Source organism: Microcoleus sp. D2_18a_B4, assembly GCF_036702475.1.
Lineage (GTDB): Bacteria > Cyanobacteriota > Cyanobacteriia > Cyanobacteriales > Microcoleaceae > Microcoleus.
This window is the reverse complement of record NZ_JAUBTL010000030.1, coordinates 67,186-85,817: the sequence shown is the minus strand read 5'-3', so window position 1 is coordinate 85,817 and position 18,632 is coordinate 67,186. Positions and strand designations below refer to the sequence as shown.

At 46.4% G+C, this 18,632-nt stretch carries 16 protein-coding genes; 10 read left to right on the top strand and 6 right to left on the bottom strand.

The annotated features are described in order from the left end of the window. Positions 1 to 431 precede the first annotated feature (431 nt). Positions 432 to 1,913, bottom strand: coding sequence for an ATP-binding protein (locus QUB04_RS18220; protein WP_333286451.1), 1,482 nt, complete (start codon positions 1,911 to 1,913; stop codon positions 432 to 434). Positions 1,914 to 2,043: 130 nt separating this feature from the next. Continuing rightward, positions 2,044 to 2,904: an alpha/beta hydrolase gene (locus QUB04_RS18215; protein WP_333286449.1), complete on the bottom strand. Its 861-nt coding sequence runs from the start codon at positions 2,902 to 2,904 to the stop codon at positions 2,044 to 2,046. A gap of 128 nt (positions 2,905 to 3,032) precedes the next feature. Between QUB04_RS18215 and QUB04_RS18210 the strand changes: the two genes are divergently transcribed. Both QUB04_RS18210 and QUB04_RS18205 read left to right on the top strand, forming a co-directional pair. Then, positions 3,033 to 3,233, top strand: a complete 201-nt coding sequence (locus QUB04_RS18210; protein ID WP_006634481.1) for a hypothetical protein — start codon at positions 3,033 to 3,035, stop codon at positions 3,231 to 3,233. A gap of 162 nt (positions 3,234 to 3,395) precedes the next feature. Beyond that, on the top strand, positions 3,396 to 5,711 hold the full coding sequence (locus QUB04_RS18205) for a BamA/TamA family outer membrane protein (RefSeq protein WP_445301070.1): 2,316 nt from the start codon (positions 3,396 to 3,398) through the stop codon (positions 5,709 to 5,711). 502 nt (positions 5,712 to 6,213) lie between these two features. Here QUB04_RS18205 and QUB04_RS18200 read toward each other — a convergent pair. Both QUB04_RS18200 and QUB04_RS18195 read right to left on the bottom strand, forming a co-directional pair. Then, the gene (locus QUB04_RS18200) at positions 6,214 to 7,515 is read right to left on the bottom strand and encodes a HEAT repeat domain-containing protein (RefSeq protein WP_333286444.1); all 1,302 of its coding nucleotides are present in this window, start codon (positions 7,513 to 7,515) and stop codon (positions 6,214 to 6,216) included. Between the two features lie 45 nt (positions 7,516 to 7,560). Next, the gene (locus QUB04_RS18195) at positions 7,561 to 8,112 is read right to left on the bottom strand and encodes a CPBP family glutamic-type intramembrane protease (RefSeq protein ID WP_333286442.1); all 552 of its coding nucleotides are present in this window, start codon (positions 8,110 to 8,112) and stop codon (positions 7,561 to 7,563) included. A 594-nt stretch (positions 8,113 to 8,706) separates the two neighbouring features. Here QUB04_RS18195 and QUB04_RS18190 point away from each other — a divergent pair. Further along, a complete protein-coding gene (locus QUB04_RS18190; RefSeq protein WP_333286440.1) occupies positions 8,707 to 9,021 on the top strand; it encodes an acylphosphatase in 315 nt (104 codons plus the stop codon). 133 nt (positions 9,022 to 9,154) lie between these two features. Here QUB04_RS18190 and QUB04_RS18185 read toward each other — a convergent pair whose 3' ends face one another. Then, positions 9,155 to 9,931, bottom strand: a complete 777-nt coding sequence (locus QUB04_RS18185; RefSeq protein WP_333286438.1) for a phosphoribosylanthranilate isomerase — start codon at positions 9,929 to 9,931, stop codon at positions 9,155 to 9,157. 133 nt (positions 9,932 to 10,064) lie between these two features. Here QUB04_RS18185 and psaK point away from each other — a divergent pair, with 133 nt between their 5' ends. From psaK to QUB04_RS18160, 5 genes are all read left to right on the top strand, one after another. Beyond that, positions 10,065 to 10,349: a photosystem I reaction center subunit PsaK gene (psaK, locus tag QUB04_RS18180; RefSeq protein WP_333040629.1), complete on the top strand. Its 285-nt coding sequence runs from the start codon at positions 10,065 to 10,067 to the stop codon at positions 10,347 to 10,349. A gap of 80 nt (positions 10,350 to 10,429) precedes the next feature. Next, the gene (locus QUB04_RS18175) at positions 10,430 to 11,626 is read left to right on the top strand and encodes a site-2 protease family protein (protein WP_333286436.1); all 1,197 of its coding nucleotides are present in this window, start codon (positions 10,430 to 10,432) and stop codon (positions 11,624 to 11,626) included. Positions 11,627 to 11,707: 81 nt separating this feature from the next. Then, entirely contained in the window at positions 11,708 to 13,657 is a 1,950-nt protein-coding gene (locus QUB04_RS18170) for an adenylate/guanylate cyclase domain-containing protein (RefSeq protein ID WP_333286434.1), read from the top strand. Positions 13,658 to 13,693: 36 nt separating this feature from the next. Further along, the gene (locus tag QUB04_RS18165) at positions 13,694 to 14,479 is read left to right on the top strand and encodes a DUF928 domain-containing protein (protein WP_333286431.1); all 786 of its coding nucleotides are present in this window, start codon (positions 13,694 to 13,696) and stop codon (positions 14,477 to 14,479) included. A 226-nt stretch (positions 14,480 to 14,705) separates the two neighbouring features. Continuing rightward, on the top strand, positions 14,706 to 15,470 hold the full coding sequence (locus QUB04_RS18160; protein WP_333286429.1) for a DUF928 domain-containing protein: 765 nt from the start codon (positions 14,706 to 14,708) through the stop codon (positions 15,468 to 15,470). A 283-nt stretch (positions 15,471 to 15,753) separates the two neighbouring features. On the opposite strand, the gene QUB04_RS18155 is transcribed toward QUB04_RS18160, so the two are convergent. Next, positions 15,754 to 16,506, bottom strand: a complete 753-nt coding sequence (locus QUB04_RS18155; RefSeq protein WP_333286427.1) for a biotin/lipoate A/B protein ligase family protein — start codon at positions 16,504 to 16,506, stop codon at positions 15,754 to 15,756. A 144-nt stretch (positions 16,507 to 16,650) separates the two neighbouring features. Between QUB04_RS18155 and QUB04_RS18150 the strand changes: the two genes are divergently transcribed. After that, positions 16,651 to 16,977 carry a thioredoxin domain-containing protein gene (locus QUB04_RS18150; RefSeq protein ID WP_190740071.1) on the top strand — a complete coding sequence of 109 codons (327 nt, stop codon included), beginning with the start codon at positions 16,651 to 16,653 and terminating at the stop codon, positions 16,975 to 16,977. Between the two features lie 227 nt (positions 16,978 to 17,204). Further along, positions 17,205 to 18,425, top strand: a complete 1,221-nt coding sequence (locus QUB04_RS18145) for an LL-diaminopimelate aminotransferase (RefSeq protein ID WP_333286425.1) — start codon at positions 17,205 to 17,207, stop codon at positions 18,423 to 18,425. Positions 18,426 to 18,632 lie beyond the last annotated feature (207 nt).

Below are 18,632 nucleotides of genomic sequence, written 5' to 3'. Positions count from 1 at the left end.
TTTGTACAGGTCTACTAGCTTAATCCCTTGATTGTCTACCCAATGTCTAAGAGTTTTATTTCGGACAAATTGAGCCGCCCGAATCATGTCGTCTATGATTCGATATTGTTCCGCTTTGCCCTTCAACTTAAACTCTAAAACTATCATTGGAATAGTCTCTCACTTTTGCTAAAACTTTTACTTACAAGTATGTATATTTAATAATTCTTCATATTACTTATAATTAAAGCCGTCCTATAAGGACGGGGCTTTAGACCCAGTTTCTTGGTAAATTTTAACTACATTTAACACAGGCGGGACGCCCGTGCCACAGTTAACACAGGCGGGACGCCCGTGCCACACACAGTTAACACAGGCGGGACGCCCGTGCCACATTTAACACAGGCGGGACGCCCGTGCCACATTTAAATAGATAAATTTGGGTAAATTGCTTAAGTTTGCTGGATCGGCAGTTCAATGATAAACTCGGTTCCCTTGCAGGGTTCTGACTCGCACCGGAGCGATCCTCGGTGATTTTCTACTAAGATTTTGTAGACAATAGACAATCCTAAACCGGTACCTTTACCGATTTCCTTGGTGGTGAAAAACTGCTCGAACATTCGCTCTTTTATCTGTGGTGTCATTCCGCTTCCCGTGTCAGCAATCCGCACTCTCACGCGATCGGGCCCAGCTAACTCTGTGCTGATCGAAATTTTTAGCGCAGCATTGGGCTGATTTTGTGCTGCCTCGTCCAAAGCATCGATCGCGTTGGTAATTAGATTCATAAATACTTGATTTAGCTGTCCTGAATAACACTCTACTGCAGGCAATTTTCCATAATTTTTTACTACTTGAATGTCGCGACGGTCTATTTGAGAATTGAGACGGTTTCGCAAAATTAACACGGTGCTGTCAATGCTGTCGTGCAAATCGCACAGGGTCATGTTACTGTTATCGGTTCGCGAAAAGTTGCCCATAGATTTGACAATTTCGCGAATGCGATTGGAACCCATTTGCATGGAAGACATAACTTTAGGCAAGTCTTCAACTAGAAAATCAAGATCTATCTCTTCGATTTTAGCTGTGATTTCGGGACAGGGATTGGGATAGCATTCTTGATAGAGACGCAGCAGGTTCAGCAAATCTTGAGTATAAATTGCGGCATGGCTCAAGTTGCCGTAAATAAAACTAACTGGGTTATTAATTTCGTGGACGATACTAGCCATTAGCGCTCCCAGGGAAGACATTTTTTCGCTGTGGAGGAGTTGAGCTTGAGTTTGTTTGAGTTCGCAAAGTGCGCGATCGAGCTGGGCCGCTTGAGCTTCCGCTTTCGAGGTAGCAGCACAACTTTCTTGATAAAGTTCTACCTGTTTAAGATCGATTTCAAATTGTTCGATTTCGCTTTCTTGCTGGTATTGACTCACCACGGCATCGAAAGCTTCTAGCAAGTCGCCGCCCGCTGCTTCGACAATGTACAGCAGATGGGGATTTCCCAGCCTGAGTTCGGCATCGGGAACTTGCACCAAGGCTTTAATTCGATCGATATATGCGCGCACTTGTTTGTCTAAATACAGTGGCGGCTCAAAATACATTGCCTTGACGGTGGCTGAAGGGGGACTCAATAAGTTGATGCTGCTGCCAATATTAATTAAGTCGCGGTGCGATTTTTCCATAAGCTCGATCGCCTCTAACAAATTCCCGCGCAGTTTTGCTCTTTCTGCCGCATTCTCAGAGCAAACTAACCTCATGCAAAAAAAAGCCGTTCGTTGGGAAAGCATTCGCTGGCGGCCGCTGATGTTAATTACCGCAGCACTAATTCTTCTGGCTGTCGTAATTTCTTCCAGATTAAAGTAGTTTTTCACTGCCGCCATTGGTAATGCCCCCGACTCGCCTAAATGTCTGTAGCTCCTGCTGACACAAGATTTAAGAGCCATAAAAAGTTTTTGTACAAGACACTCACCAATATATTCTGTATTTCGTAGTAGAGTAGTATACTAAAACACAATTATTTTACCGTTGTGGCCTATCACAATTTTCAGGATTCCGCTTGTTGCACCGTTTTTCTTAACTATTCAAAAATTTACTAATAAACTTGGCCATGATGGGAGCTTGAGTTTGCGGCAACCCGTGAGTGGCATTGGGAATAATTGCTAACTCTGCCCCCGGTATCTCGCCCGCGTAGGTTTGACAGTGCCATAGAGGAATTGTTTCGTCACTCTCTGCTGCGATGACTAAGGTAGGAATTTGCAATTTGTGAATTTCTTTTTCTACTGTATCAACTGCATCTTCTGGCCGCATCCGGCTCATTAAAAAAGACCTTGCTACTGGTTGAGACATTAACTCCCTGCGCCACCCAGAAATTTGCTGCAATTGCTCACTTTTTCCCGCTAAACTAGCAAAAGGTTTTGCCAACTGCAAGGCCCAATCAACAACTGGAGTTTCCCACAACAGGGGCCGCAAAGCATCGTATTGAGCACAAAAAGTGTCGTCTCGAATTCCCGCCGGTGCTGCTAACACTAAACTGCTAACAGAATTAGGATATTTTAGGGAATATGCAGATGCTACCCAACCGCCAAAAGAATGTCCGATGATGCAGCATGGTTCGATATTTAGTTGTTCTACAACTTGCCGGACAAAAGCAACTTCTACAGCTACGTCGTAGCGGATTTCTGGTTTGCTGGATTCTCCCAAACCTAACATATCTAAACTGATGCACCGAAACTGAGATTGCAATAACTCAATTAATGGCAGCCAGCAAGTCTTTTCTCCGAAGAAACCGTGCAGCATCAATAAGGGGCGGCCGCACCCGATGTCCAGGTAGGCTGCTGTTTGGCTGCTGCTATTGACAAATGTACTTAATGTGTGCTTTCGTCCTACAAGTGCTTGAGACTGCATGGGGATCGACTCCTGATAAGTAAGAGACATTTGTAAAGGATTGTAACAAAACAGGAGTCCAAAGGTTAAACTTCATTACGGAGTACACAGTTAGAAATAGACCATGATATTGTCTATGATTATTAGAAAAAACTACAAACCCAAAGCAGGAGAACACCTTGAACTCTACTTTAAAACAGTACCCGGCTTGCTCTCTTCGCGAAGATGTCAGTGAGTACGTAGCACACCTACAGCTTCACATGACTTTACAAGCTCGCAACTTGCTCCCTACCATTACCACCGCTAAGGATAGTCGCGAACAACTGTTGCAGCAGACTCAGGCTCATTTTGAGAAACGTGTTTCTCGACAAGCTATTTAAACAAATTTTTCTGGGTCATTAAGATCGCCCACTGTCGATCGAACTTTCCCACATTTCAGCATCCCAGAAACCCGGTAGCCTCAAAAATACCGGGTTTCTTTTCGGCTAATTATGCAGGGAACCCGGTTTTGGGTAATATGCGTTGGGTGTGCTTTAAATTTAATGTCTATGCGAATTTCGATTATTGCATTTTTGACTTTGGCGGCGCTGGCGGGTGGCGAATTGGCGGCGCGGGCGATCGATCCGAGTGCCGCACCGACTGAGGCCCAGTTGAGAGAGGGAACCGCAGAGGCACAGAGGGCGCAGAGGGAGGAGGATGAGGTCATTGGTGATAACTTAACGTTAAACCCACCGTCTCTCTTGTTTGTAGCGAAGTCTAGATCCCCCCTAACCAAGGGCGGGCACGGGGGCACCGCCCCTACTAAGGGGGGGACAAGAAATATGCTCAAAGTGGGTCTTGTTAAGGGGGATTTAGGGGGATCTAGACTAGATGACAAGCGACGAACTGCAGAGGCACAGAGGGAGGAGGATGAGGTGAGTCTCACATCTGGCACCATTCTCCAGAACGGGCAAGATGCCCGTTCCACAAGAGATGAATTGTTTTGTGGAACAGGCATCTTGCCTGTTCATCAAAAGCTGATTGAGAATGGTGCAACCTCTCTCAAGAACGGTGCAGCATCTGTCAAGAACGGGCAAGATGCCCGTTCCACAAGAGATGAATTGTTTTGTGGAACAGGCATCTTGCCTGTTCATAAAAAGCTGATTGAGAATGGTGCAACCTCTCTCAAGAACGGTGCAGCATCTGTCAAGAACGGGCAAGATGCCCGTTCCACAAGAGATGAATTGTTTTGTGGAACAGGCATCTTGCCTGTTCATAAAAAGCTGATTGAGAATGGTGCAGCATCTCTCAAGAACGGTGCAGCATCTGTCAACAACGGGCAAGATGCCCGTTCCACAAGAGATGAATTGTTTTGTGGAACAGGAATGTTGGCTGAAGTACGCGGGGTGCAGCGATCAGGTAAGGAATTGATATCACTCAAGTCCAGCCACAATAAAGATTTTACATCGTTAAAAACTCCGGCGACGATCGCGGCACAAGCCGAAATCCCCGAAGCAGTAAACAGCAACGCCCGACAGCTAGGCGGAACTCTACAAATCAGTCAAGCGGGCAATGCTGAAGGCGTTTACGTTGCTGATGTGAAAATTCGCTTTGTCAATTCCAGAGGCGAAGCTGTTGATAAAAAAGGGAATCCGGTTGAGGGCAGAATTTCGGAAGATTTTATTCGAGGTGAGCTCAAACTCAAGGCGGGGGATAACTACAGCCGGGAAGTTGTACGATCGGATTTGCAGCAGTTGCAGCAATTGGGATTGTTTGACAAGGTTACGGTTTCGATCGAAGAAGTTGGCACGGATGTTAATGTAATCTACAACGTTCAAGAGCGATCGGCTCGCTCTTTTAGCGTGAGTGCCAGTCTTAGTGATGATGTTGGCGTTGCTGTTCCTCTTTCCTATACCGATCGAACTTTCGGAACAACCCCGCAGCGGCTGGCGGTAGAACTTGAGCCCAGCCTCCGAGGTATCCAGTACGATGTCCAGTTTGTCAGCCCTTACGTTGCCGCCGAAGACCGTTTGGGATACAGTGTGAGAGCTTTTGGCGATCGCAGAATATCGGAAATTTTCAACAAAGATATTGATTTGCCCAACGGGAACCGAGTTCGGGAAATTCGGATGGGGGGAAATCTCAGGTTTACCAGACCTTTGGGCGATTGGCAATCGACTTTGGGACTGAATTATACAAATATCAGTACGCGCGATCGCAACTTAAATATTGCCCGCCGCGACGAACTCGGCAATCCTCTCACATTCAGCGGCAGCGGCGTTGACGAGTTATACACTGTTTCTTTTGGTGCGATGCTCGATCGGCGGGACAATCCCTTCAACCCTACCAGCGGCTCGATTCTCAGCCTCAGCACCGAGCAGTCGATACCTTTGGGGCGAGGTAACATTGTGAGTAACAGGCTGTTGGCGAATTATATACATTATGTACCCGCAACTTTGTTCGGCATCAGCGAGTCCGAAGCCTTGCCCGAAATGCTGGCTTTTAACTTGCAAGCGGGTACGGTAATCGGGGATTTGCCACCAACGGAAGCTTTTCGCCTCGGCGGCCGCAATTCCGTGCGGGGCTACGATAGCGGGGATATTGGCAGTGGGCGGAGTTATTTTTTAGCTTCCGGCGAATATCGGTTTCCTGTGGGTCAGGATGTTGGCGGCGTGATATTTGTTGATTTTGCGTCGGATTTGGGCACAGGAGATAGCGTGTTGGGGAAACCGGCGGTAGTCAGGGAGAAACCGGGGACTGGGGCTGGTGTTGGGGTGGGTGTGAGGGTGCGATCGTCCTTTGGATTAATTCGCTTAGATATGGCGGTTAGCGACTCCGGCGACATCAAACTTATACTCGGTACAAAGCAGCGATTTTAAATTAGTCATCAGTCACGAGTTAACTGTAGGGGCGGGTTTTACCAACAATATTTGATAACCGCAAACAATCTTGTAAACCCGCCCCCACACAACCGATAACCCAGATTAACCTGATATTCGAGCGAATCCAAAAAATGTATATTCGGATTTGTCGTGTTCGTGGGGGCGGGTTTATTATATTGTTGGTTTCTGGCATAGATGATTGGTAAAACCCGCCCCTACAGGATGCGTGTAGATACAAGAAGCGATTTCAATTGCCAGTTGCTAAAAAAAGGTTTCAGCCTACGGTTTTAAACAGCGGGGTATCTGCTATCTCTGCTAAGAATTGGGCGAGTTGTCCATCGAATAATTGAGTTTGATTTCGTTCCTCAACCCAACCTCCACAGTTTGTGGTAGTAATCGAAATTGAGTGAAATACAGCACCTCGGTAAGGACACAACCATGTTGTATCCCTACTGTGTTGTAGGCAATTGACAATTGCTATATTTATGCTCGTAAATGCTTAACGCTTTGGTTTCTTCAGATCAACAGTTTTCGGCTTAGCCGCCGGAGTGCGCGGATAAAACTTAAACTTATTGAGCGCAGCACTTGCCGATTTAGCCACACCGCTATCTATATCTCGCAAAGCTTTTTGTAGCAGCGGAATAACTTTTTCAGACTTAATCATTGCTAGTGCTTCCACAGCAGATTCGCGCACCTCCGGGTGAATATCTTGAGCTAATTTTCCCAAGGTTTCTATTGTTCGCTCACCTTCGGATCTCAGAGCATTAGCAGCAGCCATTTTACCTAAAGCAGACGCTGCAAACTTGCGGGTTTCTTTGTCCTGACTTTGAACACATCCCATCAACTGCGGTAGAGAATAGCTTGGTGCTTGTCTGGTAATTGGAAGCTGTTGTTCGACTTGGGGTTGATGTAAATCAGTTGATTGTGGTTCCGAAAAATCTGTGTAATTTAACTCTTCTTCAACTTCTGTTTTATTTAACTCACTTGACAGTTGCTGCCAAACTTCTTCTTGTGATAAACCTTCGGCAAATTCTGTGGAATTTAACTGACTGAACTGCTGCTCCGGGACTTCTTGTTGTTGTACATTACTCTCGTACTGCTCTTGCAAAGACCTGATAGTAGCTTGCATCTGAGCTTCGTGCTCTCTCAACTGCTCGTGAGCCGCTTGCAACTGACTCTCGTATTGCTCTTGCAAAGCCTCCATATTTAACTGCATCTCAACCTCGCGGTTCTCATATTCCTCGGCAATTTGCCTCAAGCGAATTTCGTGTTCATCTTGGAGGTTTTGCAAATGTTGCTCCATCTGAGCTTGATAACTTAGATGCAATTCGTCAGCAACTCTGAGTAAATGATGTTCGTGTTCTGCTTGCAAAGATTGGATATTTTGCTGCATCCTAGCATTGTTAGCAGCTTCTAATTCCTCGGTGATTTGTCGGCGCAGCTCAGGCTCGTGTGCGCTGACAACTTGTTGGAGCTGACTGTCGCGTTCTGCCAAAACTTGTTGGAGCTGATTTTCGTATTGAGCCGCAACTTGTTTGAGCTGGTTTTCGTATTGGGTAGTAACTTGTCTGAGTAAATTGTCGTGTTCGATAGTAGCTTTTCTAAGCTGATTTTCCCGTTCTCCTTTCTGAGATTCGACAGCTTGTCGCACCCGAGACATCTGAGCTAATTCTATTTCCTCAGTAATTCTGCGAGTTTGCTGCAAGTATTCTTGTTTTTGCTTGTTTAAGCGCTTTTCCACTAACCAGTAAGCAACTGCTACCCCTGCCAAAAAACCTACGATCGCCCCTATGATACCCACAACTGAGATCCTCCCGACAAAATAGTGATGCTGGACTTTTTACATTTAACCATACAGCCTCCTGTAACCGCCCAGTAGCAACAGCCAGGCTGTCACTGCTAGCCAGTGAACCGCTACCGCAGGCCAGATAGAACCGCTTTGCAGGTATGCGAGGGAGCACGCAACTCCCAAAATTGCCGCCAGTAGCAAAAATACTGGATTCATAAAGGTCGATCGACCAACCGGGTAAAAAGTCAGCGCGTTCAGCGGGTGGTAAACTACAAAAACCGCCAAACTCGCGCATCCCCAAAACCACAGCATTAACCCAGAAGCCTTCTCCAACGGGTGCGGCAGCATTAACACCCGGAACAATAATTCCTCGGTGATGCCCGGACTTAACAAACAGCCAATGAGCACTCCCACAATTGTACGCCGAGAGGTTTGCACGTCTACTTTTAGAAATCCCGACCAAAAACCCACGGAAAGCGCGATCGAAGTGTAAACCAGCGCGAGCATAGCTGCAACCAGCCAATCAGTGAAATCGGGAATAGTTGAAAAAGCTAGGGTGATGCGGCGTATCAGGAATCCCGGCAGCGCCATCGCACTAAAATTTAACATAATCAAACTGATCCTTAAAATTTTCAAACAGATGTTAGCAGTAAGTTGAGCCGTTTATAAGGAATAGCCTGAAAACCCCGTGACTTCAGTCCGGGGATGAAAGGGCGTTGCAGCATAAATCCTGCCTGCTCTTTTTACCCCAGTCCTGAATCTAAAATCTCATCTTTTCAATTCAAAAAACTTTCGTGAAAAGTTTTGGACACGACGGGACAGTATGGTAAACTGAAACAGTCAGGGTTAAACTCCCTTGCCCGAAGTGAAACGGGACATGAGACACACTTTTAGGCATAAACTGGGGGACAAAGTGCGGCGAAAACACTATAAACAGTCCAAACCGAAAATGTAGGTTTCAATCCAGCAAACACAAACTTTTTTACGCTCGAATTGTTAAGTAGGGTAGGGCATACCCGAACAAAGCGGGAAATATCCTAGTACGCTTTTGGAGATAGATCCGCTGGGATGTTTCTGAGTTAGGCTCGTCAATTGGTGGTATCCCCACGGTTGAAAGGTTTAAGAATTGCCGCAAGGACAGAACATTTTAAGGTCAGTCGCTGAATTAAGAATCCCCTCGGCTTCAGCCAGGGGAGTGTCAATATGCAAAACCAATCATTGCCGCCCGTCAGAGTCCGCGTTTTTGTTTCGGGATTAGTTCAAGGAGTAGGATACCGATATTCCACAAGGGATCAAGCAAAGTATTTCGGCCTGGGCGGCTGGGTGAGAAATCTCCCTGACGGCCGCGTCGAGGCTGTCTTTGAAGGCTCCAAAAAAGCTGTGGAAGGAATGATTAGTTGGTGCCGCCGCGGCCCCACCGGTGCTACGGTTAGTGAGTTGGTTTTGGAATACGAAGACCCGGAGGGCGATTCCCTTCAAGATAGCTCCGCCGCGCGTACTTTTGAGATCCGCCGATAAAACAATAAACGGCATAAACTGCGGTTGAAACCGCTACTTTAGAAACGATGTCTGCCTTGTATAAGGCAGGCTTCGCTCACGCTGACTAAAGAATGAATCGCATAAAAAGCGCGAATTTGGTATTGCCAATTTATCAATGATGAGCAAGTTGAGTTAATTTAGCAAACAACTGAGCAACTTTGGTCAAATCTTTATCTCCTGGTGCTAGTTCTACGCCGCTAGAAAGGTCAACACCGCTGAAGTTATTGCCGAGGGAGCATCTCATATTTGCAAAAACACTTCTTTCTTCTTCCTTCTGACTCTTTTCTCCTGGCTCCTGACTCCTGACTCCTAATTCCAATTTCGAGCTTTGCTGCAAAAATGAGATGCTCCCATTCCCGATCGCACTATCAATTGCATTTAAAATATTATCGGGTGTTAAACCGCCCGCCAGCAGCCAAGGACACTGCGGTCTAAACTCTGATAACATCATCCAGTCGATCGTTTTACCAGTACCGCCCAATTGCTCTGGATGGTAAGCATCCAGCAGTAAAGTATCGACACGAACAGCATAAACAGCAGCGGTGGCTAAAGTTTCAGGAGTCTTAACTCTCAGGGCTTTGATAATTTCAATTCCCGGCAAAAACTCCCGCAGTCGATCGCAATATTCCGCTGTTTCATCTCCATGCAACTGCACCCCGCTTAAATTTGACTCTGCCGCTACTTGACAGATATTTTCTATTGTGGTGTTGGCAAAAACGCCGATGCGATCGACATTTTGCGGCAACTGCTCGACAATCAGGCGAATTGTTTCTGGACTGACATAGCGGGGGGAAGCCGGCACGCAGATAAACCCCAAAGCCTGGGCTCCCAAGCGGGCGATCGCAATTCCTTGGTCTAATTTAGTGATTCCGCAAATTTTAACCCGCACTCCTCGTCCTCCGTTCCGAATTTGTATCAAAATATCAACGAATTGTTAACTATTAAAACAAATCTTAGTTTAATGCAAACCGCTTTTTATAATCTTGGAAATCAATTTATCTGTGAAATCAGGAGATAAGAACATGATCACCTCATCTTTGCTGTTAGCCGTACAATCTACCGCTCCCTCAACACCGGAGTGGTCGCCACTGGTAGGACTGACAATGATTTTATGCAATTTGCTGGCGATCACGATCGGCTACTACGGCATCTCCAAGCAAAACCGAGGCAAGGGCCCAGCTTTACCCGTTGCACTCCCTGGAATGTTCAAAGGCTTCGGCGTACCAGAATTGCTGGCAACAGCCAGCTTCGGCCACTTGCTCGGAGCCGGAGTAATCTTGGGCTTGGGTAACGCCGGAGTTCTGTAAAAATCAGGGGAAAGGCAAAGGCAAGGGGTAGAAAAGATATAATAGAAACTCTTTCTTGCTCTCCTTTCCCAGGAAAATTCATGCAGACAGGTTGGCGAATCGGCTCTTTATTTGGCATCCCCCTAGTTATAGATTATTCGTGGTTTATAATTTTAGCCTTAGCAACCCGCGAATACGCCAGCAGTTACCGCCTGTGGGGGCCTGCGCTCTCCTGGGGTGCGGGGTTAGCAATAGCTCTGCTCCTGTTTGCTTCCGTGCTCTTGCACGAACTCGGACACAGCTTGGCGGCGATATCGCAAGGCATTAAAGTTAATTCTATTACCTTATTCTTATTTGGCGGAGTAGCTTCGATCGACTCGGAATCAAAAACTCCCGGTCAAGCTTTTCAAGTAGCTATTGCCGGCCCTCTCGTCAGCTTTGCGCTGTTTTTAATCCTGGGTTTGGGTTCTCAAGTTCTTCCCCCGAAAAGTTTGCTAGCAATTGTCACCGAAAGGGTAGCACTAATCAATCTCGTTTTGGGATTATTTAACTTAATTCCCGGTCTGCCTTTGGATGGAGGACAAGTTTTAAAATCAGCTATTTGGAAAATCACCGGCTCTCGATTTGCCGGCGTTCGCTGGGCGGCAAAAACAGGACAAGTTTTAGGCTGGCTGGCTGTTGCTTTGGGGCTGAGTTTATGCTTTTTAGCGCGCGAGTACGGCGGCTTGTGGATTGCGCTGATCGGCTGGTTTGGCATTCGCAATGCCACTGCTTATAGCAGATTGACTTCGCTGCAAGAAGCCCTGCTCAAAATTAAAGCCAGCGATGCTATGAGTCGCGAGTTTCGAGTTGTAGATGCAGATTTGACTCTGCGAGAGTTTGCTGATCGATATTTGTTAGAAGTCAATCCGTTTCCATTTTACATTGCTGCGACCAACGGCCGGGATTTGGGCTTAGTGTCGATCGACGATATCCGCTTCACAGAACGCAGTCAATGGCAAGTTCAGACTTTGCACAACATTTTGAAACCCCTGGGAAAAACCCCCACAGTCTCGGAAAAAGCATCCCTCGCAGAAGTAATTAACAGCATGGAAGCCCGTCAACTCCCCCGAATCATCGTCCTCTCGCCGATTGGTTCAGTAGCGGGGACGATCGATCGGGGTGACGTGGTTAAAGTTTTGGCAAAATACCTCAAACCCCAGATTTCCGAAACAGACATCAAGCGCAGCAAAGAAGAAAACAGCTATCCGCAGGGATTGCAATTAAGTGCGATCGCGAAAACCGCACAAGAAAATTAAAAATTGGGCATCGGTAAGGGGCATCAGTGATAAGTTAAGATGTAGCAAACTTTGTCAATGAGGGTTGAAGCAAAAAATTTTATGCCCAAATTCTTTAATAGAATTTATCATAAATTGGCGGAGAGACGTTGGAAAAACTTAACTTATTTCTTCCCCTTCCCTGACTTGCAACCTCTTGCTATTATCTGGATTGTCGTGACGGGAACTCTATTGGGAGTGAGGCATTTAGGCGGGTTGCAGCCACTAGAATTAAATGCTTACGACCTCATGGTGCAGTTGCGGTCCGATCAGGGCCCTGACCCCAGGTTGCTGATAGTGGCCATCACCGATCAGGATATTAATACTATTGAAAAATGGCCAATTTCAGATCGTACTTTAGCAAAAGCGATCGCAGAAATAGCGCGTCTTGAACCCACAGCTATTGGCATAGATATCCTTCGCACGACTCCCTACGAACCTGGGAATGCAGAATTAGCAACTCAACTGAAAAACCCCAAAGTATTTCCCATTACCTTCATCGGCAACTCAGAGTACGATCGAGCTCCGCCACCTCCCAATATACCAGAAAATCGGATAGGCTTTAACGATTTAGTCCTCGATCCCGATGGTAGAGTGCGTCGTAATTTGATGTTTGCTGGCGATGGTAAAACGACACTGGCTTCATTTTCAATGCGGCTAGCTTTTGCCTATTTGGATAGCAAAAAAATAGATTCTAAATTGACAGAGAAACAAGAAATTAAGGCTAATAAAACAGTATTTTCAAAATTGCGATCGGACTCAGGAGGTTATCAAAAAATTAATGCCCAAGGCTATCAAGTCTTACTCAATTACCGATCTGCTGAAAATATAGCAAAGAGCGTGACACTAACTCAAGTTTTGGATCGAAAAGTTGATCCTAAATTGGTGAAGGGTAAAATAGTGTTAATAGGCGTTACAGCCCGAACTGTCAAAGATTTATTCTCCAGCCCTTACAGTGCTAATGCCAGCGGAAACCGCCTGATTCCTGGGGTATTAATTCATGCAACTGCCACCAGCCAAATTCTCAGTGCAGTTTTAGACGGCCAAGGGCTATTTTGGTATTGGGACGAATGGCAAGAAATTCTCTGGATCACTGTGTGGAGTGCAGTCGGCGGCTGTTTAACTTGGCGGCTAGAAAAATCGCTGAATTTGATGGGAAGTGCGATCGCAGCTTGCGGATCATTATTCGCATTTACCTTTTTCCTCTTCATGCAACAGGGTTGGATACCTCTAATTTCCCCTACCCTGGCACTTTTAATCACCGCAGGAGTCGCAGTCACCTATAAGTACGAGCAGTCTAGGCAACAGCAAGGGATTGTCATGAAATTATTAGGGCAACAAACTTCACCCGCGATCGCAAATGCCTTGTGGAAAGAGCGCGTCCATCTGCTCGAATCAGGGTTATTGCCCGGTCAAAAAGTTACTGCTACGATCGTCCTCACCGACTTGCAGGGTTTTAGTACAATCTCCGAAAAACTACCGCCAGAAGTAGTAATGAGTTGGTTAAATGAGTATTTATCAGCAATGGCCCAAGAAGTCCAAGCACATCAAGGCGTGATTAATAAATTTACCGGAGATGGAATGCTGGCAGTATTTGGCGTACCCATTCCCCGCACAACTGCAGAAGAAATTGCAGAAGATGCTCGCCTCGCCGTATCTTGCGCTCTAGCTATAAGTTCCCGCTTGCCACAAATGAATCAAAATTGGCTCACACGCGGTTTACCGGCCGCAAAAATGCGAGTAGGCATCTTTACAGGGCCTGTGATGGTGGGTAGTCTGGGAGGCTCAACCCGTTTAGAATATGGAGTGATCGGCGACAGCGTAAATATTGCCTCTCGCCTGGAAAGCTGCGAAAAGGATCGCCAAGAGGACACTTGCCGGATATTGATTGCAGAAGAAACCTTACTGCATCTGGCAGGCAAATTTGAAGTAGAATCTTGGGGAGCTTTACCGTTAAGAGGCAGGGAACAAAAAGTTAATGTCTACCGCGTTTTGGGAATTAAAAAAAAGTAAATAAATAGCAGCTATCCCTAAACATTCATGAAGCCAATGAAAAAAATTACTAAGTTTCTCATCCACCTGACATCAATGGCAGCGGTAGTATCAATCGTCACACTTAACATTTCCCAATTTGCAGTTGTGGGACAGCCGCAGATACCGCAGCAGCCGGGCAAACCATCCACTGAATCGGGAGGGCCGCGCTTCGTTCAGCCCCGTGAAGATATAGATGAGCTGCCCCCCACTCAACCGGGACGCCCTGTGCGCGGCGGCTGCGCGAGCATTAGTCAGTTAGGTCTCACAGCCTTAGTGCCTACAAATAAGAAGGGACGGACTGTTTCCGACTATCCAACGTTCTTTTTCTACTTGCCTCAAACAGAGGCCGAATCAGCCGAATTTATCCTAAAAGATGAAAGCGGCAAGCAGATTTATAAACAGGATCTCACAATTAGGAATTTATCAGGGGTGATCGGCGTTAGTATTCCCGCTAACCAAAATGTGCCGCCCTTGGAAGTAGGTAAAACTTACACTTGGAATTTTACAGTGATTTGCGACTCTCTAGACCGATCGGCAGATCAGATTGAACTCGGTACTGTACGGCGAGTTGAACTCAGTGCAGATATCCGCAGTAAATTAGAGCAGGCTGATCCGCGCCAGAAAACCGTTATTTATGCTGAAAATGGGATTTGGCAAGATGCCCTCAGCACCCTAGCTGCTGCTCGCCGCGATCAGCCTAATGATACAACGTTCAAGGCTGATTGGGAAAGCTTGCTGGATTCAGTGACATTGGGCGAAATTGCCAAAGAGCCGATCGTCCCAATTGAGGCGCAGCCATAACAAAATACCCCGAGTCCCAACTTTTTGAAGAAGTCGGGACTCTAATATATTAATTTTATTACAGTTTCAATCAAATCATTTCCCTATTAAGATAGAGGTAAATTCACAGGGATTAATTTCTTTCCAAAAACTTGAGAAAAGAAATCAAAATCGGCTGTAAACGCATAGAACCCTAATTGACAAAATATTTTAAAAAATTAAAAAACTCACTAAGTTTCTCTTAAATGTGACATCAGTTGGCTCAATATTATCGATCGCCCCACTTAACGCTTTCCAATTAACCGTTGTGGGACAGCCGACTCCAAACGTAGATGGTCAGCCAATCACTCAACCGGGAAGGGTGCGCTTCGTTGAGCCTACTGAAGATAATTTGTCGTCACCGAACTCTCGACGAGTATTCGGGACCCCGGCAGGACTTACATGCGACGCTAGAGGTAACAGAAAGCTAACAGCATTAGTACCAAAAAGTAAAATCGGACGGACTGTTTCGCAATACCCTGTATTCTTTTTCTACTTGCCTAAATTAGACTTCTACGAAGCGCAAGCCGAGTTTTACCTAGTAGATGAAAACGAGAATTTCATATATGAAACTACCCTAAAAATTAAGAATTCACCAGGAGTGATGAGCGTTAGTATTCCTGCCAATAAGAATGTGCCGCCCTTGGAAGCAGGCAAAAATTACCTTTGGTATATTGTATTGAGGTGCGACCGTGAGGACAGATCCGCAGATGCCGTAGCAAAAGGTATTGTGCGTCGAGTTGAACTGAGTGCAGATATCCTCCGTGAATTAGATGCGGCAGATCCGCGCCAGAAAACCGTTATTTATGCTGAAAATGGGATTTGGCAAGATGCCCTCAGCACCCTAGCTGCCGCTCGCCGCGATCAACCTAATGATAAAGCGCTCAAAACTGATTGGGAAAGCTTGCTGGATTCAGTGACATTGGGCGAAATTGCCAAAGAGCCGATCGTTCAAACTCAGCCACAGCCATAAGCTGTACTGCATATAAATTTAACTTTTTTGGCAACGTTAGAGCAACGGGCTAGAAGAGTTTTAATAAAAAGAAGTGTACAAGTTTTTAACTTGTATCAGTAACAGCCAAGATGGCTGTTCTACAATAAAAATTCTTTCTTGTGGAACGGCCATCTTGGCTGTTCCCAAAAGGCGGCCGACTTTTTGACATCCCCCACAATAATTATTCCAAAAATCTCTTGTGGAACGGCCATCTTGGCTGTTCCCAAAAGGTGGCAGTAAAGCCCGCCCCCAAATATGGAGGTTAAATGTGAAACAGCTTATTACTTGTTAATTCCAAAATATCCTGCCATTCCCGATCCGAAAGTGGCTGCACCTCCAAATCAATCTCAAAACAGCGACAAGCCGCCGCACTCAGAACATCAATTACAGTGGCAATCAAATCATCTCCCCCTTCAGATAGAGGTAATTGCACAGGAATTAATTCCTCCCCAAACACTTGAGAAAACAAACAAACATCCGGCTGCAAACGCATCGAACCGTGCTGCAAAATAGCATCACCCCGTCGCAATTGCGCGCTACCAATTAACTTGCAACCATCAGCGGTAACTAAATCCGCACCCGTCGCAGTACCAAAACAATTCGGATTGTGAATATAACCCCTTCCAGCTTCCCCGTAGTGCAAATCCAAACCCATCGCCCTCCAACCCTCAATCAAAAACTCGCAAATAGTCTGATAAGCTTTCATACGGCTGCTTCCAAACCCCGACGCCACAACTGCATAAGTTAAATCCCCTTGGTGCAGCACAGCGCGCCCGCCGCTGGGCCTCCTCACCAACTCCACAGGCATTCCCTGCCAAGACAACTGCTGCCAAAACTCCGGCCACCGGCGCTGGTGGTAGCCCAAGGAAATCGCCGTCGGTTGCCAAGTGTAAAATCGCAGAGTTGGCGGATGTTTGCCAGCTAGATGCTGTTCCAGTAGCCATTGGTCGATCGCCATCTGCACGCTACCAGACGCCGACAACAGTGGAATTAAACGCCATACAGAATTAGCCATCAGTCGCGAGTCCTTAGTTTCTACTCAATAATTCGCAGAATGTTTTAAAATTAGTAACAGTTTTTTGGGCCTGTCTTCTAAGTTGGTGCAAGTTTCACCCCCGCCGGTGCTTTAGAAATAAATAGAAAAAATAATCGCAGAACCATGAGCAACAGTGTAATTGTCATTAACGACGAAAAATTTGAAACAGAAGTCCTGAAAGCAGAGCAACCAGTGCTTGCCTATTTTTGGGCTACTTGGTGCGGGCCTTGCAAACTGATCGCGCCTTCGATAGACTGGGTGGCGGCCAACTACAGCGATCGGCTGAAAGTGGTTAAAATGGAAATAGACCCCAATCCTAATACTGTCAAGCAGTATAAAGTAGAAGGAGTCCCAGCTCTCAGGCTGTTTAAAAATGCCGAAGTAGTGCTGTCTCACGAGGGAGCTATTACTAAACAAACTTTGGTCGGTTTGCTCGACGCTCACTTATAAAGTTTGGAAATGATTCGGGAGTTTCCAACTCCCAACTTACAACTATAGAAATCGCAAATATTTTTTTAACATCTCTCTTTTCTCCTCGATATTCCTCTCTGACTCTGCGCCCTCTGCGCTCTCTGCGGTTACTAAAAAAAAATCACAAAGTCAATAAAAATGCCATATAAAAAATAATTGATATCCGATAAAAATATTCCTTAAAATTCCCCAAAACTATAGAAAATATGCAATTTGCTAAACGTTTAGAACCACTGCAATTTAATGTATTTGCCGATATGGATCGGGCAAAAGCTCAAGCTAGAGCAGCGGGGCAAAATGTGATTGACTTGTCTCTGGGTTCTTCGGATTTGCCGGCGGCTGCTCACATTACAGATGCGATCGCACATTCTCTGTCCGACACCAGCACTCACGGCTATTTGCTATTTAACGGCACAAGAGATTTTCGGGAAGCAGCAGCCATTTGGTACGAGCAAAAATTTGGGATTGCAGTCAATCCAGAAACAGAAGTGCTGCCGTTAATTGGTTCCCAAGAAGGCACGGCGCATATGCCTTTAGCTGTACTCAACCCTGGAGATTTTGCTTTGTTGCTCGATCCGGGCTATCCTTCCCACGCGGGCGGTGTGCATTTGGCAGGCGGGCAAATTTATCCGATGCCGATATTAGCAGAAAATGCGTTTTTGCCGATATTTGAAGATATTCCGACAGCAGTGCTTGCTCAGTCGAAGATGATGGTTTTGAGCTATCCTCACAATCCTACAACTGCGATCGCCCCGGTTGCTTTTTTTGAGAAAGCTGTGGCTTTTTGTCGAGAACATCGGCTGGTTTTAGTTCACGATTTCCCTTATGTGGATTTGGTGTTTGACGATTCCGTAGGGGCGGTGCCCCCGTGCCCGCCCTCTGGGATCGAGGAAAACCGCAAATTGATGGCACCGTCAATATTTCAGGCGGATCGAGATAAGAGTGTGGCGATCGAGTTTTTTACACTATCCAAATCCTACAGTATGGGAGGTTTTCGAGTCGGATATGCGATCGGCAATGCCGAACTAATTGCAGCGCTGCGACAGGTAAAAGCCGCAGTGGACTTCAACCAATACCGAGGGATTTTAAACGGAGCGATCTCCGCATTAACCGGCCCTCAAGATACCGTCAGAACCAGCGTAGAAACCTTCAGAAAACGGCGGGATGCCTTTGTAAACGCGCTACAGGGCATCGGCTGGCAAGTACCCGTACCCCCGGCCACAATGTACGTCTGGGCGAAACTGCCGGAACCTTGGGCCGGAGATTCCGTGAAATTTTGCACTCACCTAGTACAGAGTACAGGAGTCGCAGCTTCCCCCGGTGCCGGTTTCGGGAAATCAGGAGAAGGCTACGTGCGATTTGCCTTAGTCGAGTCGCCAGCAATTTTGGAAGCAGCAGTTAGAAAAATTGCTGAGTTTCTAAATTGAGTACACCCCTACGGCGAGCGCCGTAGGGACACGGCGCCGTGTCCGAGGCGTGTCAACTTAAGCTTTTAGTCCGCCACTCCTCCCGCTCACCCCGCACTCTTCGCCAGGGAATAAATTCCACGGGGCTTATAGCTAAAGTCCTATCAAAGAGGACTGAAAAACTCATTAGTCGTCTTCAGACGACTTTAGCTTTGAGGCAGGGGTTTC

Excerpts from the sequence above, each read along its gene's own strand:
- QUB04_RS18150 (WP_190740071.1), top strand. The coding sequence starts at position 16,651 with ATGAGCAACAGTGTAATTGTCATTAACGACGAAAAATTTGAAACAGAA.
- QUB04_RS18175 (WP_333286436.1), top strand. The coding sequence starts at position 10,430 with ATGCAGACAGGTTGGCGAATCGGCTCTTTATTTGGCATCCCCCTAGTT.
- QUB04_RS18195 (WP_333286442.1), bottom strand. The coding sequence starts at position 8,112 with ATGTTAAATTTTAGTGCGATGGCGCTGCCGGGATTCCTGATACGCCGC.
- QUB04_RS18215 (WP_333286449.1), bottom strand. The coding sequence starts at position 2,904 with ATGTCTCTTACTTATCAGGAGTCGATCCCCATGCAGTCTCAAGCACTT.
- psaK (WP_333040629.1), top strand. The coding sequence starts at position 10,065 with ATGATCACCTCATCTTTGCTGTTAGCCGTACAATCTACCGCTCCCTCA.
- QUB04_RS18205 (WP_445301070.1), top strand. The coding sequence starts at position 3,396 with ATGTCTATGCGAATTTCGATTATTGCATTTTTGACTTTGGCGGCGCTG.
- QUB04_RS18165 (WP_333286431.1), top strand. The coding sequence starts at position 13,694 with ATGAAAAAAATTACTAAGTTTCTCATCCACCTGACATCAATGGCAGCG.
- QUB04_RS18170 (WP_333286434.1), top strand. The coding sequence starts at position 11,708 with ATGCCCAAATTCTTTAATAGAATTTATCATAAATTGGCGGAGAGACGT.
- QUB04_RS18145 (WP_333286425.1), top strand. The coding sequence starts at position 17,205 with ATGCAATTTGCTAAACGTTTAGAACCACTGCAATTTAATGTATTTGCC.
- QUB04_RS18155 (WP_333286427.1), bottom strand. The coding sequence starts at position 16,506 with ATGGCTAATTCTGTATGGCGTTTAATTCCACTGTTGTCGGCGTCTGGT.
- QUB04_RS18220 (WP_333286451.1), bottom strand. The coding sequence starts at position 1,913 with ATGGCTCTTAAATCTTGTGTCAGCAGGAGCTACAGACATTTAGGCGAG.
- QUB04_RS18190 (WP_333286440.1), top strand. The coding sequence starts at position 8,707 with ATGCAAAACCAATCATTGCCGCCCGTCAGAGTCCGCGTTTTTGTTTCG.